The sequence below is a fragment of the Pseudomonas sp. F(2018) genome, assembly GCF_005508865.1.
Classification (GTDB): domain Bacteria; phylum Pseudomonadota; class Gammaproteobacteria; order Pseudomonadales; family Pseudomonadaceae; genus Aquipseudomonas.
The window spans coordinates 49,488-74,378 of the sequence record NZ_SCOM01000004.1 but is presented as its reverse complement, the minus strand read 5'-3'; the positions used below and the strand labels follow the sequence as shown (position 1 = coordinate 74,378).

Sequence of the window (24,891 nt, the reverse complement as noted above, 5' to 3'; positions counted from 1 at the left end):
CGATGTCCTGCCTACGCCCACTTGCGATTCTGCTGTTGAGTTGCAGCGTCCTGCTGGCGCGAGCGGAGACGCTGGTCGCCATCGACAACGCCAATCCGCCGTTCATGTATCAGCATGAGGAGCAGCCGCAGGGGCTCTACCCGCAGATGCTGCAGGCGATCTTCGCCCGTCTCGGCGAACCGCTGCTGATCCAGCCCATGCCGTGGAAACGTGCGCTGCTCAGAGGCGCCGCCGGTGAAGTGGGCATCGCCGGCATCTATCGCAACGCCGAGCGCATCAAGCTATTCGACTACTCCGAGCCGATCTTCGAGGAACGCCTGCTGCTCTATGTGCAGCAGGACAAGCCGCTGGCCTTCGACCAGATCGGCGACCTGCATGGCAAACGCATCGGCGTGATTCGCGGCTGGAGCTATACCGAAGACTTCGACCAGGCGGTACGTGAAGGACGCATCCTTGCCCAGGAAGGCAGCTCGGACGAGGCCAACCTGCGCAAACTGGCATCCGGCCGGCTGGATGCGGTGGTGGTGATCGAGCTGGCCGGGCAACGATTGCTGCATCTGCCCGGGATGGAACACCTGACCGCCCTGCCCCAGCCGCTGAGCATCAACCCCACCTTCCTGGTGTTCGCCAAGCAGGCCGACCAGCGCGAGCTGCTGCAGCGCTTCAACCAGGTACTGCGGGAGATGCGTCAGGACGGCTCGCTGCAGCGCCTGGTGCAGCAGGCCACTGCTACTCCTTGACGTTCATGTACTCGCGGGCCCAGACGATGTAGTCCTCGGGCTGGGTGTACTTGTGCGTCAGCTCGGTGGCGTTGAGGTCGCTGGCGGCGATGCCGCGCTGCTCGCGCAGGCAGTCGTAGGTGGCCTTGATCGCGGCGAAGTAGGCAGCGTGGCCGTCGACCACGATGCGCACGCCGAGGCTGGCCAGGCGGGCGTCGTCGCGCAGCGAGGGGTTGCCGTAGCTGACCAGCATCAGCGGCACCCTGAGGTTCTCGGCGATCTGCTCCAGGTGCTCGAAATCGCGGATGCCGACCATGCAGATGCCATCGGCACCGGCCCGCTGGTAGGCCTGGGTGCGGCGGATCACTTCGTCCACCTCGAGCACGCCGGCGTTGGTGCGGGCGATGATCGCCAGATCCGGATCGACCCGTGCCTCCAGCGCCGCGCGAATCTTGCCGACGCCCTCGTCGACGCCGATCAGGTCGGTGGATTTGCGACCGAACTGGGCCGGCAGCAGAGTGTCCTCGATGGTCAACGCGGCGATGCCGGCGCGTTCCAATTCCACCACCGTGCGCATCACGTTGAGCGCGTTGCCGTAGCCGTGGTCGGCGTCGGCGATCACCGGCAGGCGCGCCACGCGACCGATGCGCGAGGCCTGTTCGACGAATTCGCTGAGCGTGATCAGGGCGAAGTCCGGCGCGGCCAGAACTTGTAGTGAAGCTACAGAGCCACCCAGGATGCCCACCTCGAAACCGAGGTCGGCGGCGATCCGCGCGGACATGGGGTCGAACACCGAAGCCGTGTGATAGCAGGCATTGGAGGCGAGTAATGCGCGGCACTGCGCGCGAAGGTCGTGGTGCGAGGTTCTGTGCATGGGAGCCGCTACTGCCGATTCGTTGTCATTTGGATCGGCCAATTATGTAGTAAAACTACAAAACCAGCCAAGTATCCCGCCAAGCGAAGTTGCCAGATCAGTCTTGCGCTCGCCTTTCAGCGGCGCAATCGCCGCCTTCCGATAGACCGAACCTTCCGACAAGGGGTGGATTCCTTCAAATCTATTTTGTTATGTTATTTCATCTATATAAGGAAATGACATGGAAAATCTGCATAAAATCGGATTGATAGGAATATCAACCACCCTGCTCGGCAGCGCGGTCTGGGCTAAAGAACCCGTCCAGCTGGAAAGCCTGACCATCACCGACAGCCACTACGAGAGCGCCACCAGCCCGGTCGAGGGCTACCGCGCCACCCGCTCCGCCACGGCCACGCGCAGCGATGTGGATATCCGCGACACGCCGCAGAGCATCGACGTGGTGCCGGCCCAGGTACTGGAAGACCTCAACACCACGCGCATCGACCGCGCCCTGGACTTCGCCGGCGGCGTGTCGCGGCAGAACAACTTCGGCGGCCTGACCTTCCTCAACTACAGCGTGCGCGGCTTCACCACCGGCGAGCTGTATCGCAACGGCTTCGCCATCAACCGCGGCAGCTACAGCTCGCCGGACGCCTCCGCCATCGAGCGCGTCGAGGTACTCAAGGGACCGTCGGCCAGCCTGTATGGGCGAGGCGACCCGGGCGGCCTGGTCAATATCGTCAGCAAGCGCCCGCAGGCCGAGGCGTTCAGCACACTCAACCTCAGTGCCGGCAGCTGGGACCGTTACCGCAGCAGCCTGGATGCCAACACACCGCTCAACGAGGACGGCAGCCTGCTGTCGCGCATCAACCTGGCGGTGGAAGACTACGGCAGCTTCCGCGATCACGTCGGCAACCGCCGCCAGGTGGTCACGCCTTCGCTGAGCTGGCAGCTGGACCAGAACACCCAACTGCAGCTCGACGCCGAGTTCTCCCGCACCGAATCGGTGTTCGACCGCGGCATCCCGGCGGTGAATGGCGAGCTGGGTTCGGTGCAGCGCTCCACCTTCCTCGGCGAACCCAACGACCGCGATATCCGCAACGACAACCAGACTCTTGATCTGGCGCTGGAACGCTATCTCAACGAGGACTGGAAGCTGCGCCTGGCCAACCACTACACCCAGGGCCATCTGAATGGCGACAGCTCAGAGCCGCAAAGACTGGTCGGCGACACCATCACCCGCTTCTACCGCCAGCGCGACTTCGAGTGGAACGACAGCATCACCCAGGCCGAGCTGCACGGCAGCTTCGAGCTGGGCGGCTGGCAGCACCAGAGCCTGGTCGGCCTGGAGTACGAGAACTACCGCAACAGCCAGAAATACCCGCAGAGCGACACCCTGGTCAGCTACGGCCTGAACATCTACCAGCCGATCTACGGCGCGCCCAAGCCGCCGATCACCAGGCCCAACGACTTCCACGAACACACCGAGAGCTACGCCCTCAACCTGCAGGACCAGATCGCCTTCACCGAGCGCCTGCGCGGCCTGGTCGGCGTGCGCCTGGAGCGAGTGGAACAGACCTCGCTGAACCGCGCCACGGGCGTCAGCAACCAGCAGGAGAAGGATGTCGCCACTCCGCGCGTCGGCCTGCTCTACCAGCTCACGCCGGAGGTCGGCGTATTCGCCAACGCCGGCACCTCGTTCAAGCCCAACGCCATCGGCAGCCAGGGCCAGGTATATAAGCCAGAGAAGGGGCTGGGCTACGAGACCGGCCTCAAGCTCGACCTGCTCGACGGCCGCCTGGGCGGCACCATCGCGCTGTTCCATATCGACAAGGAAAACGTGGTCACCACCGATGCCCTGGGTGACAGCGTGGCCGCCGGCGAGGCGCGCAGCCGCGGCCTGGACCTGCAGCTCAGCGGCCAGCTCAGCGATGCCGTCCGAGTGATCGGCGCTTACGCCTATATCGACGCCGAAGTGACCAAGGGCGACGCCGCCATCCCGGCCGGCAGCGACCTGCTCGGCATCCCGCGCCACGCCGGCAGCCTGATGGCCGTGTACGAATTCCAGGACGGCGCCCTGCGCGGTTCGGATATCGGCGCGGCCTTCAACCATGTCGGCGAACGCTCCGGCCAGGCCGGCAGCGACTTCCGCCTGCCGGACTACCAGACCCTGGACCTGCTGGCCCACTACAAGGCCAGCGAGGACCTGACCCTGGGCGTGAACCTCAACAACCTCTTCGACCGCAAGTACTACGAGCGCTCCTACAACAGCGTCTGGGTACTGCCCGGCGAGCCCCGCAACCTCAGCTTCAGCCTGAGCCTCAACCTCTGATCACAAGGACTTCACCGATGCGTACTTCTTACTCCCTCCTGCTCGCCGGCCTGCTCGTCTGCGGCCAGGCCGCCGCCCACGGTCTGTGGACCGAGCAGCGCCGTGGCAATGTCGAAGTGATCTACGGCCACGGCGCCGAGGACGATGCCTTCAAGGCGCAGAAGGTCAGCGGCGCCTGGGCCTATGACGGCAGGGGCCGCATGGTTCCGGTCGGCATTCAGCGCCTAGACGACCACGCCCGCCTGCAGCCGCTGCGCGCCCCGGCGGTGCTGGCCGTGGCCCTGGACAACGGCACCTGGTCGCAGACCCCGGACAAGCAGTGGGTCAACCAGGGCCGCCGCCAGGTGCCGAACTCGATCCACTCGCTGCACACCTACAAGTACAGCCTGGCCATCCACCAGACCGGGGCCAGCCTGCCGGACCTGAAGCAGCTGCGCCTGGCCATCGTGCCGCAGGTCGATCCGCTCGGCGTCGGCCCGGGCAACCCGTTGCGCGTACGGGTGCTGGTCGACGGCCAGCCGGCCAGGGACGTGAAGCTGATCGGCGATTACCGCGGCATGCCCCACGAAGTCAGCGACACCACCGATGCCGATGGCTATGCCGAGGTGAAGGTGCGTAACGAGGGGCTGAACGTGATCGCCGCGGCGCTGTACCTGCCGGTCAAGGGCGACGCGGACATCGACGAACTCGGCTTCTTCAGCTCGCTGACCTTCCTCGGTAGCGAGCATCGCGAGTAGCGCGCCTCAGGGCGCGGCGGCCTGGGGCAGCCAGCGTCGGCGAATGGCATCCAGGCTGCCATCATGGCGCATGCCGTCGAGCTGGCGCTGCCACTGACCCACCAGGCTCGGCGAGGTACGCGGCGAGAAGGCGATGTAGTAGTCAGACTTCATGAACACCAGATGGCCCTGCACCTCCTCTGGGGTCAGGCCGCCGCTGGCCAGTTCCTCGCGCAGGGTCAGGTCCTCGGTGGCGATCAGCTTGACCCGGCCGTGCTTGAGCATGGTCACCATCTGCTTGGAGCTGGGCACGCCGTAGAGGTTGGTGAAGCCCATGCGCTCCAGGCTCTCGTAGGTGTACCACTGTTTGGGCAGGGCCAGGGTGCCGGCATGGGCCGCCTGCTCCAGGCTGTCGATCTGCAGCCCGCTGGTCTTCAGCGAATAGAAGCGGGTGGAGCCGCGCAGGATCGGACCGACCCATTGGAACGACGACTCCCGCTCCACCGTGCGCACCACCGAGAACAGGCCGGTGTCGGCCTCGCTCTTGGCCAGGTGATAGGCGCGGGTCCAGGGCAGCAGCTCGACGCTGGCGCTGCTGCCGGTGCGGCGGATCAGCTCGTGCACCACCTCAACCGCATAGCCGTCGGGCTGGCCATCGCGCATAAAGCTGGTCGGCGGGGCTTCTTCGGTCAGCAGGCGCAACTCGCCCGCCGCCCATCCGGGCAGCAGGCCGAAAGCCAGCCAGGCGAACAGCCACGCACGCATCGAAGAACTCCCTCCCCACCGCTTCAGCCTAGCCCAAGGCGCACGTGGGATCAGGGTTTCAGCAGACTCTGGATGGTGCTTTCGCTGAGGTTGTGGCGATCGACATACACGGCCGCCAGCTTCACCTGGCGCGGACCATCGCGCTCGCCCTGCAGCAGGCGCTGGGCGCGCAATACGCTCTGGTAGCCGATCTGCCGCGGCTGCTGGACCATCAGCGCGCTGACCTCGCCCTGGCGCAGCGCCTCCACCAGCAGCGGGCTGGCATCGAAGCCGATATGCACCAACTTGCCCGCCGACTTGAGCCGGCGCAGGGCGCCGAGTACTTCCTGGGTAGTGCCCTCGCTGGGCGTGAACAGCCCGTCCAGTTCGCGCAGCTCACGGGCCAGACGGGCCAGCGCCTGCTCGTCGCCCAGCGGCAGGTAACGCTCCAGCGCAATCTCCAGGCCACCCTCGCGCGCGCCCTGCAGGAAACCGCGCTCACGCTCGCTGGTGGACTGCACCTGGGCATTGAAGCGCAGCAATGCGACCCGGCCCTTGCCGCCCAACAGACGCGCCATCTGTCGGCCGGCCTGCATGCCGGCACTGAAGTTGTCGGTGGCGATGGCGGCGACCACCGCGTCGTCGCCCAGGTCGCGGTCGATGTACAAGCTGGCGATGCCCTTGCGCTTGAGGGCCTGCAGGTGCTCGGCGATCTCCGGCCCGCTGGGCGCGACGATCAGCACCCGGCAGCGGTTGCTCAGCACCTTGTCGATCAGGCGCAGCTGCACCCCGGCGTCGGCATCGCGTGCGGGCCCGCGGAAATGCAGGTGCACGCCCTGCTCGTCGGCCGCCTGCGCCGCGCCTTCGCGCACCTGCTGCCAGAACGACTGGCCGCCGGCACTGGTAACCATGCCGATGCAGTCCGCCAGCGCCAGCGGCGACGACAGCAGCAACAGACACGCCAGCAGGCTACAACGGGGAACAACGGACATCGATGGCGCTTCCACGGCAGTTGGGGGCAACGACCAAGGGCCGCTCCTTGCAATTTAGCATCCCGCCGCCGGGCCGGCAGCCGACCTGCGGCATGCACGAGGCGACGCGCTCGCATAGAATGCGCGGCCGTTTTTCCGGAACACCGCGCCATGAACCACGCCTCCCCCGCCAATGCCCTGGGCATCGACTTCGGCACCTCCAACTCCACCGTCGGCTGGTGGCGTCCCGGCGTGGAGCCCTTGCTGGAGCTGGAGGACGGCAAGATCACCCTGCCCTCGGTGATCTTCTTCAATACCGAAGAGCGCCGCCCGGTCTATGGCCGCCAGGCCCTGGACGAATACCTCGAAGGCTACGAAGGCCGCCTGATGCGCGCGCTGAAGAGCCTGCTCGGCTCCAAGCTGCTGAAGAGCGAGACCACCGTGCTGGGTAGCGCCTTGCCATTCCGCGATCTGCTCGGCTTCTTTATCGGCGAGCTCAAGCGCCGCGCCGAGGCCCAGGCCGGCCGCGAGTTCGAACAGGTGGTGCTGGGCCGCCCGGTGTTCTTCGTCGACGACGACCCGCAGGCCGACGCCGAGGCCGCCAATACCCTGCTGGCGGTGGCGCACAAGCTGGGCTTCAAGGACGTGTCGTTCCAGTTCGAGCCGATCGCCGCGGCCTTCGACTACGAGCGCAGCATTCAGCGCGAAGAGCTGGTGCTGATCGTCGACATCGGCGGCGGTACCTCGGACTTCTCCCTGGTGCGCCTGGCCCCCGAGCGTCGTCACCTCGACCAGCGCCAGGACGACATCCTGGCCACCGGCGGTGTGCATATCGGCGGTACCGACTTCGACAAGCAGCTCAGCCTGGACGGGGTGATGCCGCTGTTCGGCTACGGCAGCCGGATGAAGAGCGACGCGCTGATGCCCACCAGCCACCACCTCAATCTGGCCACCTGGCACACCATCAACGCCGCCTACGCGCAGAAGGCCCAGCTGGCACTGAAGAGCATGCGCTACGACATCGTCGACCCGACCGGCATCGACCGACTGCTGCGCCTCACCGAGCAGCGCGCCGGCCACTGGCTGGCCATGCAGGTGGAAGAAGCAAAGATCACCCTGACCGAACAGCCCGAGTACCGCATCGACCTGGCACGCATCGAGGCCGACTTGCAGGTACTGCTCGACCGCCCGCTGTTCGACCAGGCCATCGACGGCCTGCTGGTGCGCATACGCGAGGGTGTCGACGAGCTGCTGCAGCGCGCCGGCGTCGACCACGCGGCGGTCGACACCATCTTCTTCACCGGCGGCTCCAGCTCGGTGCCGGCCCTGCGCCAGAGCGTCGCCGCCCTGTTGCCGAATGCCCGCGTCACCGAGGGCAATAGCTTCGGCAGCATCGGCAGCGGCCTGGCCATCGAGGCCGCGCGTCGTTACGGCTAGACCACTGGTGACGGCGGTCGCTGCAGGGCGACCGGCAAAACGCTAAGGTGGAGCCATCTATCCGTCGGAGACCGCCATGCGCCACGCCCTGCTTCTGCTCAGCCTGTTCACCCTCGCCGCCTGCGACGGCGGCGTGGCCACCGCCACCACCGCCAAGCTGCAGGCGGACAAGGCGCAACAGGCCCAGCAACAGATGGAACAGCTCAAGCAGCAGATCGATCAGGTCAACGCGCAGAACGAGAAGAAACTGCAGGACATGAACGAGCAACTCGATCAGTAGAACGAAAAAGGCCGGGCAAATGCCCGGCCCTTTCTTTGGCGCCGCGGAATCAGGCGGCGCGGCGCAGCAGGAAGAAGCCGGCCACCGCGCAGATGGCCGCCGGCACCGCCACCGCCAGCAGCGGCGAGAAGCCGAACACCAAGCTGGACGGGCCGAGCAGGTCCTGGCCGATGCGGAACACGAAGCCCACCAGCACGCCGGTGAACACGCGCTGACCGAGAGTCACCGAGCGCAGCGGGCCGAAGATGAAGGAGATCGCCATCAGCACCAGCGCGGCGGTCACCAGCGGCTGCAGCACCTTGGTCCAGAACGCCAGCCAGTAGCTGCCATTGTTCAGGCCCTGCTCGGCCAGGTAGTGGATGTAGCGCCACAGGCCGCTGACCGACAGGGCCTCGGGCTCCAGTACCACGGTGCCGAGCAGCTGCGGGTTGAGCTCGATGTCCCAGCGCAGGCTGTCGGCCTTCTGCACCTCGGTGCTCTTGTCGTGGAAGACGGTGGTCTTCACATCCTCCAGCATCCAGTGGTCGCCCTGGTACTGGGCGCGACGGGCGAAGCTGGCGGACTGCAGCTTGCGCTGCTCGTCGAACTGGTAGCGGGTCACGCCGACCAGCTTGCCATTGGGCTGCACGGCGTTGATGTGCACGTACTCCTGGCCCTGGCGGTGCCACAGGCCGTGCTTGGAGCTCTGCGCCTCGCCACCACCCTGAGCCAGGGAACGATGGGCCTGGGCCAGGTTCTCGCTCCAGGGCGCCAGGTACTCGCCGACCAGCACACCGGCCAGCATCAGCACCAGCATGGGTTTCATCACCGCCCAGACGATGCGCCCGACCGATACCCCGGCGGCGCGCATGATGGTCAGCTCGCTGTTGCTGGCCAGGCTGCCGAGGCCGATCAGGCAGCCGATTAGTGCCGCCATCGGCAACATCTCGTAGGCCCGCCGCGGCAGGGTCAGCAGCACGTAGATCAGCGCCTCGAGGGTGCCGTAGCTGTCGCTGAGGTCGCCCAGCTCGTCGACGAAGGCGAACAGCAGGGCCAGGCCGACGATGATGCCGAGCACCGAGAGGATGGCGAGGAAGACGCTGGTACCAATATAGCGGTCGAGCTTATGCATGGGCCATCTCCTTCACTGCACGGCGACTGGCCAGCTTGAGTTTCAGCGGTAGCCAGAGGAACAGCGCGGCGCCGATCAGCAGGAACAGCGCGTGCACCCACCACAGGCCCAGCTCCATCGGAATCTTGCCCTTGTCCAGCTGGCCGCGGGCGCCGATCAGCAGCGCCAGGTAGGCCATGTACAGGAGGATCGCCGGCAGCAGCTTGAGGAAGCGGCCCTGGCGCGGGTTGACCCGGGCCAGCGGCACCGCCAGCAGGGTGACGATGAACACCAGCAGCGGAATCGACAGGCGCCACTGCAGTTCGGCCTGGTGACGCGGTTCGTCGCTGCCGATTAGCTCGCGGGTCGGAATCGCCTCGCGCTCGCCGATCTCGGCGCTGACGCTGGGCTTGGCCAGCAGCACACCGTGGGTCTCGTATTTGGTGGCGCGGTAATCGGCCTGGCCGGGATTGCCGTCGTAGCGGTAGCCGTTTTCCAGGATCAGGTAGCGGCTGCCGTCTGCCTGGATCACCTGGCGGCCCTTCTCCGCCACCAGCAGGGTGATGGCGCTGTCCTTCTTCTCGCCTTCGGATTTGCTGCGCGCCCGCTTCTCGGTGGTGAACACGCCGGCCAGCTGGCCGCGGTCCTCGGACAGGCCTTCGGTGTAAGTCACCCGCGAGCCGTCCTTCATGGCCTGGAAGCGCCCCGGCACCAGGGTGTCGAACTCGGTCATGGCGTCCTGCTGGTTGAAGATCTTCGCCACTTCGGCCACGCCCTGCGGCGCCAGGCCCAGGCTCAGCCAGGCCACCAGCACCGCGACGATGGCGGCCGGCGCCATGCTGTAGCCGAGCAGGCGGCGGTTGCTCATGCCGGTGGCGGACAGCACGGTCATCTCGCTGTCCAGGTACAGGCGCCCGTAGGCCAGCAGGATGCCGAGGAACAGGCCCAGCGGCAGGATCAGCTGGAGGAAGCCGGGCATGCGATAGCCCATGATCAGGAACAGTACGCCCGGGTCCAGCACTCCCTGTGCGGCCTGGGCGAGGTACTTGATGAAGCGCCCGCTCATGATGATCACCAGCAGCACGGCACTCACCGCACTGAGGGTCATCAGCACTTCGCGGGACAGATAACGGAAGACGATCAAACCGGACGCTCCAGGGTTGTCAGGCTCAGGCGGCAACGCTCACACTAGCCGCTCTCGGTTACACGGCCCGCAGCAGCAGGCCTCGAAAAAATAGCCGGCATTATCTGCCAAACCCGCTTCTTTGTCTTGGGGACAGCACATGGAATTCCTCGTCAAAAGCACCCGCCCGGAAACCCTGAAGACCGCCACCCTGGTGATCGCCCTCGGTGAAGGCCGCAAGCTCGGCGTCGCGGCCAAGGCCGTGGACGATGCCAGCGGCGGCGCCATCTCCACCCTGCTCAAGCGTGGTGACATCGCCGGCAAGCAGGGCCAGACCCTGCTCCTGCACAGCCTGCCGGGCCTCAAGACCGAGCGCGTGCTGCTGGTGGGCAGCGGCAAGGGCGAGCTATCCGACCGCCAGTTCCGCAAGTTGGTTGCAGCCGCCCATGGCGCGCTGAAGAACCTCGGCGGCACGGACGCGGTACTGGCCCTCGACGAGCTCAAGGTCAAGGGCCGCGATGCCTACGGCAAGGCCCGCCTGCTGGTGGAGACCCTGGCCGATGGCAGCTACGTGTTCGACCAGTTCAAGAGCAAGAAGGCCGAACCCAAGGCGCTGAAGAAGATCACCCTGCTGGTCGACAAGGCCGGCCTGGCCGACGCCGAGCGCGGCAGCCTGCATGCCCAGGCCATCGCCAGCGGCATGGCCTTCACCAAGAACCTCGGCAACCTGCCGCCGAACCTGTGCCACCCCAGCTACCTGGCCGAAGAGGCCAAGGCCCTGGCCAAGGCGCACAAGAACCTCAAGGTCGACATCCTCGACGAGAAGAAGCTCAAGGAGCTGGGCGCCGGCGCCTTCCTCGCCGTGGCCCAGGGCAGCGAGCAGCCGCCGCGGATGATCGTGCTCAACTACCAGGGCGGCAAGAAGGACGAACAACCCTTCGCCCTGGTCGGCAAGGGCATCACCTTCGATACCGGCGGCATCAGCATCAAGCCGGCCGCCGGCATGGACGAGATGAAGTACGACATGTGCGGCGCCGCCAGCGTGCTCGGCACCCTGCGCGCCGTGCTCGAACTGCAGCTGCCGATCAACCTGGTGTGCCTGCTGGCCTGCGCCGAGAACATGCCCAGCGGTAGAGCGACTCGACCGGGCGATATCGTCACCACCATGAGCGGGCAGACCGTCGAGATCCTCAACACCGACGCCGAAGGCCGCCTGGTGCTGTGCGACACCCTCACCTACGCCGAGCGCTTCAAGCCGCAAGCGGTGATCGACATCGCCACCCTAACCGGCGCCTGCGTGGTCGCCCTTGGCGCCAATGTCTCCGGCCTGATGGGCAACAACGACGCGCTGGTGAAGCAGATTCTCAAGGCCGGCGAGAGCGCCGACGACCGCGCCTGGCAGCTGCCGCTGTACGACGAGTACCAGGAACAGCTGGACAGCCCGTTCGCCGACATCGCCAACATCGGCGGGCCGAAGGCCGGCACCATCACCGCCGGCTGCTTCCTGTCGCGCTTCGCCAAGAGCTACCACTGGGCGCACCTGGACATCGCCGGCACCGCCTGGATCAGCGGCGGCAAGGACAAGGGCGCCACCGGCCGCCCGGTTCCGCTGCTGACCCAGTACCTGCTGGACAGGGTCAAGTGAAGGTCGAGTTCTACGTCCTCTCCTCCGCCACGCCGGAAGGCCGCCTGCGCGCGGCCTGCCAGCTGGCGAGCAAGGCCTGGAAGGCCGGCCTGCCGGTCTTCCTGCGCGGCGCCGACGAGGCCCAGTGCGCCGCGCTGGACCAGTTGCTGTGGAGCTTCCGCCCGGACTCGTTCATCCCCCACGGCCTGCACGAGGAAGACCCGCAGGCACCGGTGGTGATCGGCCTCGACCAGGCGCCGAGCCAGGCCGGCGGCGTGCTGCTCAACCTGCACCCGCAGCTGTCGCCGCACCTGGCCCAGTTCAGCCGGGTGATCGAGATCGTCAACCAGGAACCGGCCCTGCTCGCCCAGTGCCGCGACAGCTTCCGCCAGTACCGTCAGCTGGGCCACGACCCGCAGCGCGTGGAACTCTGAAGGCCGTCGAGGTCGAAATAGGCCTAGACTCGGCGTAGAATCTGCCGCCCCGCCCATCTCTCCTTGCTCGCAACGCCCATGGACAGCTCCAAACCGCCCAAGCCCGATCTCCTGCTGGACGATCTGGAAGCCATCCGCCAGTTGCTGGAGAAGGAGCAGCTGGAGCCGCCGCTGTTGACCGAGACCCTGGACGACGACCTGCAGATTCCGCTGCTGTCGGAAATCATCGAGCCCAGCCCGATAACTCCAGCCCCTGCACCAGCGCTACCCCCCACACCGATTGCCAGTGTGCCGCTGTCCTACCCGGTACAGCCGGCCGTCGCCCCGGCGCCCGCAGCCCCCGCCGCCGCCGCGACACCCAGAGCGACCCCGCCGCAGTCCCAGGTCAGCACCAGTGTGGCACAGAGCGGCCTGATCCAGAGCCGCCTGGACGCCGAGCTGCGCGCCGCCGCCCAGCTGATCCTGCAGGACGTGATCGACGACTTCGTGCCGCAGATCGAGGCCGAGCTCAAGCGCCGCCTGGATGCACGCCTCGACCGCCTGATCAAGCAGCCCAAGCCCTAACGATCTCTTGATCGTCGGCCATGCTGCGTTGAAATTGGGCCGGGGCACGTAGCCACGGGCTGCTTTACGACTTGTAAAGTCGCCCGCGACTCCGACCGGCCCTCGCCCATTTGATTTGCTGGCGCTCACCCTTCGGGCCAGCCTGCGGCTGTTACTCCCGCTGGTCGTTGCGCCTTGCCTGGCTCTAGCTCAAAACATCGTAGAGGCCCCACTATTAGACGCCAGCCGGCGGTCAGTGGCCCCGGGCGGGTGTCAGCCGTTATACTTCGCGGCTTTCCCGCCCAGTTGCCAATACGGTCCCGCCGCACCCATGGACAAGACCTACCAGCCCCACGCCATCGAAACTTCCTGGTACCAGACCTGGGAGAAGAACAACTACTTCGCCCCGCAAGGTTCCGGCGAGCCCTACACCATCATGATCCCGCCGCCGAACGTCACCGGCAGCCTGCACATGGGCCATGGCTTCAACAACTCGATCATGGACTGCCTGATCCGCTTCCGCCGCATGCAGGGCCGCAACACCCTGTGGCAGCCGGGCACCGACCACGCGGGCATCGCCACGCAGATGGTGGTCGAGCGCCAGCTGGCCGCCGACGGCGTCGGTCGCCACGACCTGGGCCGCGAGAAGTTCCTGGAGAAGGTCTGGGAGTGGAAGGAACAGTCCGGCGGCACCATCACCCGGCAGATCCGTCGCCTGGGCAGCTCGGTAGACTGGTCGCGCGAGCGCTTCACCATGGACGAGGGCCTGTCCGAAGCGGTCAAAGAAGCCTTCGTGCGCCTGCACAACGACGGCCTGATCTACCGCGGCAAGCGCCTGGTCAACTGGGACACCAAGTTCCACACCGCCATCTCCGACCTCGAAGTGGAAAACCACGACGAGAAGGGCCACCTGTGGAACCTGCGTTACCCGCTGGCCGACGGCAACAAGACCGCCGACGGCAAGGACTACCTGATCGTCGCCACCACTCGCCCGGAAACCATGCTCGGCGACAGCGCCGTGGCCGTGCACCCGGAAGACGAGCGCTACAAGGCCCTGATCGGCACCTTCGTCGAGCTGCCGCTGGTGGGCCGCCGCATCCCGATCATCGCCGACGACTACTGCGACCCCGAGTTCGGCACCGGTTGCGTGAAGATCACCCCGGCTCACGACTTCAACGACTATGAAGTCGGCAAGCGCCACAACCTGCCGCTGCTCAACATCTTCGACAAGAACGCCGCCGTACTGGCCAAGGCCCAGGTGTTCAACATCGACGGCAGCGTCAACGCTGAGATCGACGGCAGCCTGCCGGCCGAATACGCCGGCCTCGACCGCTTCGTCGCGCGTAAGCAGATCGTCGCCGCCTTCGAGGCCGCCGGCCTGCTGGAGAAGATCGACGACCACGCCCTGAAAGTGCCGAAGGGCGACCGCTCCGGCACCGTCATCGAGCCGTGGCTGACCGACCAGTGGTACGTCTCCACCAAGCCGCTGGCCGAAAAAGCCATCGCCGTGGTCGAGAGCGGTGAAATCCAGTTCGTGCCCAAGCAGTACGAGAACATGTACTTCAGCTGGATGCGCGACATCCAGGACTGGTGCATCAGCCGTCAGCTCTGGTGGGGCCACCGCATTCCGGCCTGGTACGACGATGCCGGCAACGTCTACGTCGGCCGCGACGAGGCGGAAGTACGCACCAAGCACAACCTGGGCGACGCCAACCTGCGCCAGGACGAAGACGTGCTGGACACCTGGTTCAGCTCCGGCCTGTGGACCTTCTCCACCCTCGGCTGGCCGCAGCAGACCGACTTCCTCAAGACCTTCCACCCCACGGATGTTCTTGTAACGGGCTTCGATATCATCTTCTTCTGGGTCGCCCGGATGATCATGCTGTCCACCCACCTGACCGGGCAGATCCCGTTCAAGACCGTGTACGTGCACGGCCTGGTGCGCGATGGCCAGGGCCAGAAGATGTCCAAGTCCAAGGGCAACGTGCTCGACCCGCTGGACATCGTCGACGGCATCGAGCTGGACGCCCTGCTGGAAAAACGCACCAGCGGCATGATGCAGCCCAAGCTGGCCGAGAAGATCGCCAAGCAGACCCGCGCCGAGTTCCCCGAAGGCATCGCCGCCTACGGCACCGACGCCCTGCGCTTCACCAACCTGGCGCTGGCCTCCACCGGTCGTGACATCAAGTTCGACATGGGCCGCGTCGAGGGCTACCGCAACTTCTGCAACAAGCTGTGGAACGCTGCCAACTTCGTTATCGAGAACACCGATAACCAGGACACCGGCATCAACGGTGAGCCGGTCGAGCTGTCGCCGGTGGATCGCTGGATCATCTCCGCCCTGCAGCGCTGCGAGCAGGACGTGACCCGCCACCTCGACGCCTTCCGCTTCGACATGGCCGCCCAGGCCCTGTACGAGTTCATCTGGGACGAGTACTGCGCCTGGTACCTGGAGCTGGTCAAGCCGGTGCTGTGGGACGAAAACGCGCCAGTAGAGCGCCAGCGCGGCACCCGCCGCACCCTGGTGCGCGTGCTGGAAGTGATCCTGCGCCTGGCCCACCCGTTCATGCCCTTCATCACCGAAGAAATCTGGCAGCGCATCAAGGGCCAGGCGGGCATCAGCGGCGAGACCATCATGCTGCAGGCCTGGCCGGTGGCGAACGAGAGCCGCATCGACGCTGCCGCCGAAGGCGACATCGAGTGGGTCAAGCAGCTGATGCTCGGCGTCCGCCAGATCCGTGGCGAGATGAAGATCTCCATGGCCAAGCGCATCGATATCATCGTGCAGAACGCCAATGCCGAAGACCTGCGCCGCCTGGCCGACTTCGAGCCGCTGCTGAACAAGCTGGCCAAGCTGGAATCGGTCCGTGTGCTGGCCGCCGGTGAAGAGGCGCCGATGTCCGCCACCGCCCTGGTCGGCGAGATGCAGGTGCTGGTGCCGATGGCCGGGCTGATCGACAAGGACGCCGAACTGGCGCGCCTGGACAAGGAAATCCAGCGCCTGCAGGGCGAAGTCCAGCGCGTCGGCGGCAAGCTCGCCAACGAAGGCTTCGTCGCCAAGGCCCCGGCCGAGGTGCTCGACAAGGAGCGCGCCAAGCTGGCCGAAGCCGAACAGGCGCTGGCCAAGCTGGTCGAGCAGCGCGAGAAGATCGCCAACCTGTAAAACGAAAAGGCCCGCTCATGCGGGCCTTTTTTCTGGCCAAGGAAAGCCGATGATCCAGTTGCGTTTCGAATCAACCCTGCCAGTCACCCCGGAGATCGCCTGGGGATGGATCACCGAGGTGCACAGCCTGCGCCAGGAGATGCGGCCCTGGCTGTGGATGAGCATCCCCCTCGGCCTGCGCAATCTGCAGGACGTGCAGGTGCAGCCCGGCACCCCGCTGTTCACCAGCCAGCTGTGGCTGTTCGGCGTGCTGCCGCTGGGCACCTCGAAGCTGACCCTGCTGACGCTCGAATCCGGCAAGGGCTTCGTCGAGCAATCACCGATGACCGGCATGCGCCTGTGGCGCCATGAACGCACCCTGCAGCCGCTGCAGGGCGGCACCCAGGTGGTCGACCAACTAACGGTCGACCCGCTGTTGCCGGACTTCATCGTGCGTGCCTTTCTGCAGCTGTTCTTCTCCAGCCGCCACCGCGTGCTGCGCCGCCGCGCCGCACGCCAGGCGCGCTGAGCCAAGGAGCGCCCCGTGGACGTGAGCAAGACCAAGACCAGTTTCTACCGCCGCCTGTACGTGGCCTGGCTGATCGACAGCGGCGGCGCCACCAGCGTGCCGGCCCTGATGGCCGCAACCGGCATGCCCCGGCGTACCGCCCAGGACACCCTGGCGGCGCTGGCCGAGTTGGATATTCTCTGCGACTTCGTCCAGCACGACGGCGAACGCAACAATGCCGGTCATTACCTGATTCGCGAGTGGGGGCCGATCGACCGCGCCTGGGTCGAGGCCAACCTGGCGCAGATCAAGGCGCTGCTCGGCTACCCCTGAGGCATCACGCGCCGCTAACGGCGAGCGGCGCCATCGCCTCAGCCACTGGCGGCCTGACTCAACGCGAAACACCCTCTCAGAAGACCAGCGCTGCCTTCCAAGCATTCTCGCGCGCTCGCAAAAACTTGTACAAATCAATTTCTTGTACAACTCCACATTCCGGTGTTTACTTGTACAACCGATAAGCCTTGTACAAGTTTTCAATGGGAGGTGCGCATGGGTGATCGTCTCAAGCTCGGCATCAGCGCCTGCCTGCTCGGCGAGCGGGTGCGCTACAACGGCGGCCACAAGCGCTCCGCCTTGTGCACCGAGGTCCTGGCCGAGCACTTCGATCTGGTTCCGGTCTGCCCGGAAACGGCCATCGGCCTGAGCACCCCGCGCCCGACGATCCGCCTGATCGGCGATGCCGATGCACCGCGCGCGGTGGTTCCCCAAGAACAGAACCGCGACCTGACCGCCGAGCTGCGCGCCCAAGGCGACCGCGTCGCCCGCGAGCAGGATGACATCAGCGGCTTCGTGCTGATGCACAAATCGCCGTCCTGCGGCCTGCACCGGGTCAAGCTGTACCGCGACAACGGCCACCTGGCCGAGGCGTCTACCCGCGGCGTGTTTGCCGCCCGCCTGCACCAGCTACGCCCGGAACTGCCGCTGGAAGACGAAGGCCGCCTGCACGACCCGGTGCTGCGCGAGAACTTCCTCAACCGGGTGTTCGTCTACGGCCGCTGGCAGCGCCTGCTCGCCGCTGGCCTGAGCCAGCAGGGCCTGCTCGACTTCCACGCCCGCCACAAGTACCTGCTGATGGCGACCCACCCGCAGCAGCAGAAGGCCCTCGGCCGACTGCTCAGCAACCTTGCCAACCAGGACCTGGCCGACCTGGCCTCGCGCTACTTCCGTCAATTGATGGCCGCGCTCAGCCGTCCGGCCACCCGCGGCACCCACAGTAATGTGCTCCAGCACCTCAGCGGCCATCTCAAGCAGCACCTCGGCGATGCCGAGCGCAGCGAGCTGCAGCGGCTGATCGAGCAGTACCGCACCGGAGTCATCCCGCTGGTGGTGCCGCTGACCCTGCTGCGCCACCACTTCAATCGTCATCCGGATGCCTACGTGGCCAATCAGGACTACCTGCAGCCGTACCCGGACGATCTCAGCCTGAGGAATGCGATTTGAGCGACACCCCCGTCGACTACCCCAGTGCCCTGGCCCTGGGCTACCTGCCGATCCGCGACGTGGCCCGTGCCACCGGCGTCAACCCGGTGACCCTGCGCGCCTGGGAGCGGCGCTATGGCCTGGTGGTGCCCTTCCGCACGCCCAAGGGTCATCGCCTGTATGCCCCGGAGCAGGTGCAGCGCATCCAGCAGGTGCTGACCTGGCTCAACCGCGGCGTAGCCGTCGGCCAGGTAAAGGAGCTGCTGGAGCAGAGCACGCCGCCGGAAACCCTCGGCAACGGCGTGTGGGACGAACTGCGCCAGGCCATGCTGAACAGCGTGGCGCGCCAGGCCGAACGCAGCCTGGACGAGGCCTTCAACCGCGCCCAGTCGCTGTACCCGCCGCAGATCCTCTGCAGCCAGCTGATCCTGCCGCTGCTGGCCGAGCTGGACCGGCGCTGGCGCGACCTGCCGTTCGGCGCCCAGCTGGAGCAGGTGTTCTTCCACTCCTGGCTGCGCAGCAAGCTCGGCGCTCGCCTGTACCACGACAACCGCCAGTACAACGGCGCGCCGCTGCTGCTGGCCAGCCAGTCCGGCCTGTATCTGGAGCCCGGCCTGTGGCTGTGCGCCTGGCTGATCAACAGCGCCGGCTGCCCGGTGCAGGTACTGGACTGGGCGGTACCGACCAGCGAACTGGTGCAGGCGGTGGACCACATCGCCCCGCGCGCCCTGCTGCTGTATTCCAGCCAGGCCCTGGCCGCACCGCTGCGCCACCAGCTGCCGCGCCTGCTCGAGGCCTGCGCCATCCCCGTGCTGCTGGCCGGCCCGGCCGCCACCATCCATGCCGAGGAGCTGCATGGCCTGCACCTGGCCGCCGACCCGCTACTGGCCGAGCAATGCCTGCGCCAACTGGGCCTGCTGGAGGACGCGCCGTGCGTCAGCTGATCTGGCTGCGCAGCGACCTGCGCGTAGCCGACAACAGTGCACTCGCCGCCGCAATGGCCGCCGGCCCGACCCTGGCCGTCTACCTCATCAGCCCCGAGCAGTGGCGCGAGCATGACGACGCGCCCTGCAAGGTCGACTTCTGGCTGCGCAACCTGGCCGAGCTGCAGCCCCGCCTGGCCGAGCTCAACGTGCCGCTGCTGATCCGCGTGGCAGCGCACTGGCGCGACGCTCCCGCAGTACTGGCCGAGCTGTGCCGCGAGCACGCCATCAGCGGGGTGTGGGTCAACGAGGAATACGGCATCCACGAGCAGGACCGCGACCAGGCGGTGGAGCGCGAGCTGAGCCGTCATGGCGTGGCCTTCCACCCTCTTCTGGACCAGCTGTTCTTCCGCCCCGGCAGCGTGCTGACCAAGTCCGGCGGCTACTTCCAGGTGTTCAGCCAATTCCGCAAGGTCTGCTACCAGCGCCTGCACAGCGCCCTGCCGGCACTGGTGCCGCGGCCGGCGCGCCAGCAGCCGCTGGATATCGTCAGCGATGCCATTCCCGGCGCGATCGCAGGCTTCGCCACACCGGACGCCACCCTGCGCGAGCACTGGCCGGCCGGCGAGGAAGCGGCGCGCGAGCGCCTGGTCCTGTTCGCCGACGAGCTGCTGAGCTGGTACCAGCAGCGCCGCGACATTCCCGCCGTGGACGGCACCAGCCAGCTGTCGCCCTACCTGGCCTGCGGCGCAATCTCGCCGCGCCAGTGCCTGCACGCCGCACTGCGGCGCAACCAAGGCGAGTTCGAGACCGGCAACCCCGGCGCCGTCACCTGGATCAACGAGCTGCTCTGGCGCGAGTTCTACAAGCACATCCTGGTCGGCTATCCGCGGGTGTCGCGCCACCGCGCCTTCCGCCAGGAGACCGAGGCCCTGCGCTGGCGCCACGCCCCGGCCGAGCTGGCCGCCTGGCAGCAGGGCCGCACCGGCATCCCGCTGGTCGACGCCGCCATGCGCCAGCTGCTGGCCACCGGCTGGATGCACAACCGCCTGCGCATGGTGGTGGCGATGTTCCTGACCAAGAACCTGCTGATCGACTGGCGCGAGGGCGAGCGCTGGTTTATGCGTCACCTGATCGACGGCGACCTGGCCTCCAACAACGGCGGCTGGCAGTGGAGCGCCTCCACCGGCACCGACGCGGCGCCCTACTTCCGCATCTTCAACCCGGTCAGCCAGTCGCAGAAGTTTGACCCGGACGGCCGCTTCATCCGCCGCTGGGTGCCGGAACTGGCGCAGCTGGACAGCCGCGATATCCACGATCCGTCTGCCCGTGGCGGTCTGTTTGCGCTGCCCGGCTATCCGGCGCCACTGGTCGACCTCGGCGCCTCCCGCGAACGCGCCCTCAACGCGTTCCGCGACCTGCCCAAGGTGAGCGGCGATGAGTGACTTCCTGCGCGACTTCGCCCAGCGCTTCGCCGCCCTGGATGCCGACAACCTGCGGCGGCTCGGCGAGCTGTACAGCGACGACATCCTGTTCCGCGACCCGCTGCACGAGATCCGCGGCCTGCCCGCACTGCGCACCTACTTCGCCGAGCTGTATGCCAACGTGCGGGAGCTGCACTTCGAGTTCCACGGCTTCGATCAGGTCGCCGACGGCGAGGGCTACCTGCGCTGGACCATGACCTTCCGCCACCCGCGCCTGCGCGGCGGCGCGCCTATCGCCGTGGATGGCTGCTCGCACCTGCTGTGGTGGGACAAGGTCTACCAGCACCGCGACTATTTCGACGCCGGCGCGATGCTCTACGAGCATCTGCCGCTCATGGGCGGGGTCATCGCCTGGCTCAAGCGGAGGCTGGCATGAGTCGGCGCATCTGGCTCACCGGCGCCAGCAGCGGCATCGGCGCGGCGCTGGCCGAACTGCTGCTGCAGCGCGGCGCACGCCTGGCCCTGAGCGCACGCAACGCCGAGGCGCTGGCGGCCATCGCCCAGCGCTACCCGCAGCAGGTGCTGCTGGTGCCCGGCGATCTCGGCGACGCCGACCAGGTGCGCCTGATCGGCGAACGCATCGCCCAGCGCTGGGGCGCCCTTGACCAGGTGATACTCAACGCCGGCACCTGCGAATACCTCGACGCCGCGCATTTCGACGCCGCCCTGGTGGAACGGGTGATGCGCGGCAATCTGCTGTCCGCCGCCTACTGCATCGAGGCCGCCCTGCCGCTGCTGCGCCTGGGCCAGACCCCGCACCTGGTGCTGATGGGCAGCTCCGTGACGCACCTGGCCCTGCCGCGTGCCGGTGCCTATGGTGCGTCCAAGGCCGCGCTGCGCTACCTGGCCGAATCCCTGCGCCTGGACCTGCCGGAGATCGACATCACCCTGGTCAGTCCCGGCTTCGTCGACACCCCGCTGACCCGCCGCAATGACTTCCCCATGCCGATGCTGTGGCCGGTCGAACGCGCCGCCCGACACATCGCCACGCGCCTCGAGCGGCGCCCGCTGGAGCTCGCCTTCCCCGGCCTGTTCATCGGCGCCCTGCGCCTGCTCGCCCACCTACCCGCCCGCCTGCGCCTGGCCCTGGGCCGTCGCCTCGCCCGCAAGGAATCCGTATGAAAATTGCCATCGTCGGCAGTGGTATTTCCGGCCTTACCTGCGCCTACCTGCTGCAGCGCCAGCATGAGGTCACGGTGTTCGAGGCGGGCGACTGGATCGGCGGCCACACCCACACGGTCGACGTGCAGCTGGAGGGGCGTGGCTACGCCATCGACACCGGCTTCATCGTGTTCAACGATTGGACCTACCCCAACTTCATCCGCCTTCTGGACCAGTTGGGGGTTGCCTCGAAACCTACCGAGATGAGCTTCTCGGTGCACGACCCGGTGAGCGGCGACGAATACAACGGCAACAACCTCAACAGCCTGTTCGCCCGCCGCCGCAACCTGCTCAGCCCAGCGTTCTGGGGCATGCTGAGCGACATCCTGCGCTTCAATCGCGAAGCGCTGGCCGACTTGGCGGCGAGCCGCATCGCCGGCGACACCACCCTGGGCGAGTACCTGCGGCAGAACGGTTACGGCCAGCGCTTCATCCAGCACTACATCGTGCCGATGGGCGCGGCCATCTGGTCCATGTCGCTGCAGGACATGCTCGGTTTCCCCCTGCAGTTCTTCGTGCGCTTCTGCAAGAACCACGGCCTGCTGTCGGTCAACCATCGGCCGCAGTGGCGGGTCATCCAGGGCGGCTCGCGCAGCTACGTGGAACCGCTGACCCGCGGCTTCGCCGAGCGCATCCGCCTGAACTGCCCGGTGCAGCGCGTGCAGCGCGACGCCGAGGGCATCACCGTGCACAGCCTGGCAGGCATCGAACGCTTCGACCGCATCGTCTTCGCCTGCCACAGCGATCAGGCCCTGAAGCTGCTGGCCTCGCCGACCCTGGCCGAGCGCGCCATCCTCGGCGACCTGCGCTATGCCGACAACGAGGTGGTGCTGCACACCGACACCCGCCTGCTGCCACGCCGCAAGCTGGCCTGGGCCAGCTGGAACTACCGCCTCGGCGGCCCCGCCGAACAGCCGGCGGCGGTGACCTACAACATGAACATCCTGCAGGGCATCAAGGCGCCACGGACCTTCTGCGTCAGCCTCAACCAGACCGCCGCCATCGACCCGGCGCAGATCCTCGGGCGCTACCGCTACGCCCATCCGCAATACAGCCTGGCCGGCCTGCGCGCCCAGGAGCGCTGGCGCGAGCTGCACGGCATGCACCACACCTACTTCTGCGGTGCCTACTGGGCCAATGGCTTCCATGAAGACGGCGTGGTCAGCGCGTTGCGCGTGGCCGAAGCCTTCGGTGAGCGCCTGTGAACAGCGCGCTCTACCAGGGCTGGGTCAGCCACCGCCGGCACCTGCCGCGCGGCCATGGCTTCCGCTATCGCATCGGCCTGCTCTATCTGGACCTGGCCGAACAGGACGCCGTGCTGGCGCTCTCGCCCCTGGCCGGTCGCTCGCGCTGGGCGCCCTTCGCCTTTCGCGAGAGCGATTACCTGCCGCACCTCACCGGCACCGGCCTGGCGCTGCAGCAGGCGGTGCGCCAGTGCGTCGAACAGGCCCTGGGCCATGCACCGCAGGGTCGCATTTGCCTGCTGACCCAGCCGCGCAGCTGGGGCCTGGCCTTCAACCCGGCCAGCTTCTTCTACTGCTTCGAGGCGGACGGGCGCCTGGCGGCGATCCTCTGCGAGGTGAGCAATACGCCTTGGCGCCAGCGCTATCACTACGTGCTGCCGGCGCATGCCGAGGGCGAGTCGCGGCAACGGGTGGCCAAGGCCTTCCACGTCTCGCCCTTCCTGCCCCGCGACGTGGAATACCGCATGCGCTTCGCCCCGCCCGGCGAGCACCTGCGTATCCACATGGAGGACTGGCAGGGCGCGGACCGGCTGTTCGAGGCCGGCCTCGGCCTGGGCCGCGTCGAGCTGAGCCGCACCAGCCTGCACCGCCACCTGCTGAGTTTCCCCTGGATGACGGCCAAGACCCTATTGGCCATCTATTGGCAGGCCCTGCGCCTGCTGCTCAAGCGCATGCCGCTGTTCGACCACCGCGCCGCGGATGACGAGCGCCCCACCGCCTTACTGGAGCCCCGCCATGAAGAGTCCTGACCTGATATCCGCCAAGAGCACCGTACGCAGCAGCAACGGTCTGGGCGCCGGGCTGCTGCGCCGCCTGGTGCTGCGCCAGCTCGGCCAGTTGCGCCACGGCCGCCTCAGTGTGCTGGAGAACGGCGAACGCCTGGAGTTCGGCCGGGACGGCGCCAACCTGCACGCCGAGATCGAGGTGCTCGATCCGGCGCTGTGGGCGCTGGTGGCGGGCAACGGTTCGATCGGTTCGGGCGAGGCCTATATCCATGGCTACTGGAGCAGCCCGGACCTGACCGCGGTGATCCGCCTGTTCGTCGCCAACCTCGATGTGCTGGACGGTATGGAGCGCGGCCTGGCCCTGCTCTTCGGCCGCCCGCTGATGCAGGGCCTGCACTGGCTCAACCGCAACACCCGCGCGGGCTCGCGGCGCAACATCGCCGCCCACTACGACCTCGGCAACCAGCTGTTCGAGCAGATGCTCGACCCGACCATGATGTACTCGGCGGCCATGTTCGAGAGCGCAGACGACAGCCTGGAACAGGCCCAGCTGAACAAGCTCGAGCGCATCTGCCAGAAGCTCGCCCTGCGCCCCGAGGACCATCTGCTGGAGATCGGCACCGGCTGGGGCAGCATGGCCATCTACGCCGCCACCCACTATGGCTGCCGGGTGACCACCACCACCCTGTCGCGCGAGCAGTACGACTACACCCGCCAGCGCATCGAGCAGCAGGGGCTGCAGCAGCGCGTCACCCTGCTGCTGCAGGACTACCGCGACCTCGAAGGCCAGTACGACAAGCTGGTGTCCATCGAGATGGTCGAGGCCGTCGGCCATCGCTACCTGCCCGACTATTTCCGGCAGTGCAGCCGCCTGCTCAAGGCCGACGGGCTGATGCTGCTGCAGAGCATCACCATCCGCGATCAGCGCTACGAGCAGGCGTGCCGCTCGGTGGACTTCATCCAGCGCTACATCTTCCCGGGCGGTGCCCTGCCCTCGGTGCACAAGCTGCTGCAGGTGGTGACCGCCGAGACGGACATGAACCTGCACCATATGGAGGACTTCGGCCTGCACTACGCGCGCACCCTGCGCCTGTGGCACGACAACCTGCGCCGCGCCCGCCACCAGCTGGAGCAGCTGGGCTACGACGAATACTTCTACCGGCTGTGGGAGTTCTACCTGTGCTACTGCGAGGGCGGCTTCCTCGAACGCAGCATCGGCACCGCCCAGCTGCTGCTGGCCAAGGAGGCCGCACGCCCGGCGCCGCTGCTCGGCCGCTTCAGCGCCTGAGCCTCCTCTCCCCTCTCCCCTCTCCCCTCTCCCCTTGGGAGAGGGGCTGGGGGTGAGGGTGCTCTCCGCCA

At 67.1% G+C, this 24,891-nt stretch carries 24 protein-coding genes; 19 read left to right on the top strand and 5 right to left on the bottom strand.

Annotated elements, in window-relative coordinates; genetic code table 11:
- The first annotated feature begins 2 nt into the window (after nucleotides 1-2).
- Complete coding sequence (locus FFS62_RS17340) at nucleotides 3-740, top strand: ABC transporter substrate-binding protein (protein WP_171016365.1); 738 nt, start codon at nucleotides 3-5, stop codon at nucleotides 738-740.
- Here FFS62_RS17340 and FFS62_RS17335 read toward each other — a convergent pair.
- Nucleotides 730-1,593: an oxaloacetate decarboxylase gene (locus FFS62_RS17335; protein ID WP_137974094.1), complete on the bottom strand. Its 864-nt coding sequence runs from the start codon at nucleotides 1,591-1,593 to the stop codon at nucleotides 730-732. The genes FFS62_RS17340 and FFS62_RS17335 overlap by 11 nt on opposite strands.
- A gap of 220 nt (nucleotides 1,594-1,813) precedes the next feature.
- On the opposite strand from FFS62_RS17335, the gene FFS62_RS17330 reads away from it, so the two are divergent.
- Both FFS62_RS17330 and FFS62_RS17325 read left to right on the top strand, forming a co-directional pair.
- The gene (locus FFS62_RS17330; RefSeq protein WP_137974093.1) at nucleotides 1,814-3,904 is read left to right on the top strand and encodes a TonB-dependent siderophore receptor; all 2,091 of its coding nucleotides are present in this window, start codon (nucleotides 1,814-1,816) and stop codon (nucleotides 3,902-3,904) included.
- Between the two features lie 17 nt (nucleotides 3,905-3,921).
- On the top strand, nucleotides 3,922-4,641 hold the full coding sequence (locus tag FFS62_RS17325; protein ID WP_137974092.1) for a DUF4198 domain-containing protein: 720 nt from the start codon (nucleotides 3,922-3,924) through the stop codon (nucleotides 4,639-4,641).
- A 6-nt stretch (nucleotides 4,642-4,647) separates the two neighbouring features.
- Here the strand turns inward: FFS62_RS17325 and FFS62_RS17320 are convergent, their stop codons facing one another.
- Nucleotides 4,648-5,385 carry an ABC transporter substrate-binding protein gene (locus FFS62_RS17320; protein ID WP_137974091.1) on the bottom strand — a complete coding sequence of 246 codons (738 nt, stop codon included), beginning with the start codon at nucleotides 5,383-5,385 and terminating at the stop codon, nucleotides 4,648-4,650.
- A gap of 50 nt (nucleotides 5,386-5,435) precedes the next feature.
- Nucleotides 5,436-6,356 carry a substrate-binding domain-containing protein gene (locus tag FFS62_RS17315; protein WP_137974090.1) on the bottom strand — a complete coding sequence of 307 codons (921 nt, stop codon included), beginning with the start codon at nucleotides 6,354-6,356 and terminating at the stop codon, nucleotides 5,436-5,438.
- A gap of 150 nt (nucleotides 6,357-6,506) precedes the next feature.
- On the opposite strand from FFS62_RS17315, the gene FFS62_RS17310 reads away from it, so the two are divergent.
- Both FFS62_RS17310 and FFS62_RS23205 read left to right on the top strand, forming a co-directional pair.
- Entirely contained in the window at nucleotides 6,507-7,772 is a 1,266-nt protein-coding gene (locus tag FFS62_RS17310) for an Hsp70 family protein (RefSeq protein ID WP_137974089.1), read from the top strand.
- 76 nt (nucleotides 7,773-7,848) lie between these two features.
- Nucleotides 7,849-8,052, top strand: coding sequence for a hypothetical protein (locus FFS62_RS23205; protein ID WP_171016364.1), 204 nt, complete (start codon nucleotides 7,849-7,851; stop codon nucleotides 8,050-8,052).
- 49 nt (nucleotides 8,053-8,101) lie between these two features.
- Here the strand turns inward: FFS62_RS23205 and lptG are convergent, their stop codons facing one another.
- Together lptG and lptF are read right to left on the bottom strand one after the other, a co-directional pair.
- A complete protein-coding gene (gene lptG, locus FFS62_RS17300; RefSeq protein ID WP_137974088.1) occupies nucleotides 8,102-9,163 on the bottom strand; it encodes an LPS export ABC transporter permease LptG in 1,062 nt (353 codons plus the stop codon).
- Nucleotides 9,156-10,286, bottom strand: coding sequence for an LPS export ABC transporter permease LptF (gene lptF, locus FFS62_RS17295; protein ID WP_137974087.1), 1,131 nt, complete (start codon nucleotides 10,284-10,286; stop codon nucleotides 9,156-9,158). Before lptF ends, lptG begins: the two co-directional genes overlap by 8 nt.
- 139 nt (nucleotides 10,287-10,425) lie before the next feature.
- On the opposite strand from lptF, the gene FFS62_RS17290 reads away from it, so the two are divergent.
- The 14 genes from FFS62_RS17290 (at nucleotide 10,426) to FFS62_RS17225 (ending at nucleotide 24,820) form a co-directional block, all read left to right on the top strand.
- Nucleotides 10,426-11,910: a leucyl aminopeptidase gene (locus FFS62_RS17290; RefSeq protein WP_137974086.1), complete on the top strand. Its 1,485-nt coding sequence runs from the start codon at nucleotides 10,426-10,428 to the stop codon at nucleotides 11,908-11,910.
- Nucleotides 11,907-12,323, top strand: a complete 417-nt coding sequence (locus tag FFS62_RS17285) for a DNA polymerase III subunit chi (RefSeq protein ID WP_137974085.1) — start codon at nucleotides 11,907-11,909, stop codon at nucleotides 12,321-12,323. Before FFS62_RS17290 ends, FFS62_RS17285 begins: the two co-directional genes overlap by 4 nt.
- A gap of 78 nt (nucleotides 12,324-12,401) precedes the next feature.
- Nucleotides 12,402-12,887 carry a DNA polymerase III subunit chi gene (locus FFS62_RS17280; RefSeq protein WP_137974084.1) on the top strand — a complete coding sequence of 162 codons (486 nt, stop codon included), beginning with the start codon at nucleotides 12,402-12,404 and terminating at the stop codon, nucleotides 12,885-12,887.
- A gap of 310 nt (nucleotides 12,888-13,197) precedes the next feature.
- Nucleotides 13,198-16,029: a valine--tRNA ligase gene (locus FFS62_RS17275; protein ID WP_137974083.1), complete on the top strand. Its 2,832-nt coding sequence runs from the start codon at nucleotides 13,198-13,200 to the stop codon at nucleotides 16,027-16,029.
- Nucleotides 16,030-16,078: 49 nt separating this feature from the next.
- Nucleotides 16,079-16,537: a hypothetical protein gene (locus FFS62_RS17270; RefSeq protein ID WP_137974082.1), complete on the top strand. Its 459-nt coding sequence runs from the start codon at nucleotides 16,079-16,081 to the stop codon at nucleotides 16,535-16,537.
- A 15-nt stretch (nucleotides 16,538-16,552) separates the two neighbouring features.
- Nucleotides 16,553-16,849 (top strand): helix-turn-helix domain-containing protein, encoded by a 297-nt coding sequence (locus FFS62_RS17265; protein WP_137974081.1) that lies wholly within the window; start codon nucleotides 16,553-16,555, stop codon nucleotides 16,847-16,849.
- A gap of 216 nt (nucleotides 16,850-17,065) precedes the next feature.
- On the top strand, nucleotides 17,066-18,016 hold the full coding sequence (locus FFS62_RS17260) for a DUF523 and DUF1722 domain-containing protein (protein ID WP_137974080.1): 951 nt from the start codon (nucleotides 17,066-17,068) through the stop codon (nucleotides 18,014-18,016).
- Nucleotides 18,013-18,939 carry a MerR family transcriptional regulator gene (locus FFS62_RS17255; protein WP_137974079.1) on the top strand — a complete coding sequence of 309 codons (927 nt, stop codon included), beginning with the start codon at nucleotides 18,013-18,015 and terminating at the stop codon, nucleotides 18,937-18,939. Before FFS62_RS17260 ends, FFS62_RS17255 begins: the two co-directional genes overlap by 4 nt.
- A complete protein-coding gene (gene phrB / locus FFS62_RS17250; protein WP_137974078.1) occupies nucleotides 18,927-20,363 on the top strand; it encodes a deoxyribodipyrimidine photo-lyase in 1,437 nt (478 codons plus the stop codon). Before FFS62_RS17255 ends, phrB begins: the two co-directional genes overlap by 13 nt.
- Nucleotides 20,356-20,778 (top strand): nuclear transport factor 2 family protein, encoded by a 423-nt coding sequence (locus tag FFS62_RS17245; RefSeq protein ID WP_137974077.1) that lies wholly within the window; start codon nucleotides 20,356-20,358, stop codon nucleotides 20,776-20,778. Before phrB ends, FFS62_RS17245 begins: the two co-directional genes overlap by 8 nt.
- On the top strand, nucleotides 20,775-21,524 hold the full coding sequence (locus FFS62_RS17240; RefSeq protein WP_137974076.1) for an SDR family oxidoreductase: 750 nt from the start codon (nucleotides 20,775-20,777) through the stop codon (nucleotides 21,522-21,524). Before FFS62_RS17245 ends, FFS62_RS17240 begins: the two co-directional genes overlap by 4 nt.
- Nucleotides 21,521-22,768 (top strand): NAD(P)/FAD-dependent oxidoreductase, encoded by a 1,248-nt coding sequence (locus FFS62_RS17235; protein WP_137974075.1) that lies wholly within the window; start codon nucleotides 21,521-21,523, stop codon nucleotides 22,766-22,768. Before FFS62_RS17240 ends, FFS62_RS17235 begins: the two co-directional genes overlap by 4 nt.
- On the top strand, nucleotides 22,765-23,556 hold the full coding sequence (locus FFS62_RS17230; RefSeq protein WP_137974074.1) for a DUF1365 domain-containing protein: 792 nt from the start codon (nucleotides 22,765-22,767) through the stop codon (nucleotides 23,554-23,556). Before FFS62_RS17235 ends, FFS62_RS17230 begins: the two co-directional genes overlap by 4 nt.
- Entirely contained in the window at nucleotides 23,543-24,820 is a 1,278-nt protein-coding gene (locus tag FFS62_RS17225; RefSeq protein WP_137974073.1) for a cyclopropane-fatty-acyl-phospholipid synthase family protein, read from the top strand. The genes FFS62_RS17230 and FFS62_RS17225 overlap by 14 nt, the downstream gene beginning before the upstream one ends.
- Nucleotides 24,821-24,891 lie beyond the last annotated feature (71 nt).

Bases quoted from the DNA above. Each gene is read 5' to 3' on its own strand.
- FFS62_RS17290 (WP_137974086.1), top strand. From the start codon at position 10,426: ATGGAATTCCTCGTCAAAAGCACCCGCCCGGAAACCCTGAAGACCGCC.
- FFS62_RS17315 (WP_137974090.1), bottom strand. From the start codon at position 6,356: ATGTCCGTTGTTCCCCGTTGTAGCCTGCTGGCGTGTCTGTTGCTGCTG.
- lptG (WP_137974088.1), bottom strand. From the start codon at position 9,163: ATGCATAAGCTCGACCGCTATATTGGTACCAGCGTCTTCCTCGCCATC.
- FFS62_RS17280 (WP_137974084.1), top strand. From the start codon at position 12,402: ATGGACAGCTCCAAACCGCCCAAGCCCGATCTCCTGCTGGACGATCTG.
- FFS62_RS17240 (WP_137974076.1), top strand. From the start codon at position 20,775: ATGAGTCGGCGCATCTGGCTCACCGGCGCCAGCAGCGGCATCGGCGCG.
- FFS62_RS17225 (WP_137974073.1), top strand. From the start codon at position 23,543: ATGAAGAGTCCTGACCTGATATCCGCCAAGAGCACCGTACGCAGCAGC.
- FFS62_RS17325 (WP_137974092.1), top strand. From the start codon at position 3,922: ATGCGTACTTCTTACTCCCTCCTGCTCGCCGGCCTGCTCGTCTGCGGC.
- FFS62_RS17275 (WP_137974083.1), top strand. From the start codon at position 13,198: ATGGACAAGACCTACCAGCCCCACGCCATCGAAACTTCCTGGTACCAG.
- FFS62_RS17340 (WP_171016365.1), top strand. From the start codon at position 3: ATGTCCTGCCTACGCCCACTTGCGATTCTGCTGTTGAGTTGCAGCGTC.
- FFS62_RS17310 (WP_137974089.1), top strand. From the start codon at position 6,507: ATGAACCACGCCTCCCCCGCCAATGCCCTGGGCATCGACTTCGGCACC.
- FFS62_RS17270 (WP_137974082.1), top strand. From the start codon at position 16,079: ATGATCCAGTTGCGTTTCGAATCAACCCTGCCAGTCACCCCGGAGATC.
- FFS62_RS17245 (WP_137974077.1), top strand. From the start codon at position 20,356: ATGAGTGACTTCCTGCGCGACTTCGCCCAGCGCTTCGCCGCCCTGGAT.
- FFS62_RS17335 (WP_137974094.1), bottom strand. From the start codon at position 1,593: ATGCACAGAACCTCGCACCACGACCTTCGCGCGCAGTGCCGCGCATTA.
- FFS62_RS17235 (WP_137974075.1), top strand. From the start codon at position 21,521: ATGAAAATTGCCATCGTCGGCAGTGGTATTTCCGGCCTTACCTGCGCC.
- FFS62_RS17320 (WP_137974091.1), bottom strand. From the start codon at position 5,385: ATGCGTGCGTGGCTGTTCGCCTGGCTGGCTTTCGGCCTGCTGCCCGGA.
- FFS62_RS23205 (WP_171016364.1), top strand. From the start codon at position 7,849: ATGCGCCACGCCCTGCTTCTGCTCAGCCTGTTCACCCTCGCCGCCTGC.
- FFS62_RS17260 (WP_137974080.1), top strand. From the start codon at position 17,066: ATGGGTGATCGTCTCAAGCTCGGCATCAGCGCCTGCCTGCTCGGCGAG.
- FFS62_RS17330 (WP_137974093.1), top strand. From the start codon at position 1,814: ATGGAAAATCTGCATAAAATCGGATTGATAGGAATATCAACCACCCTG.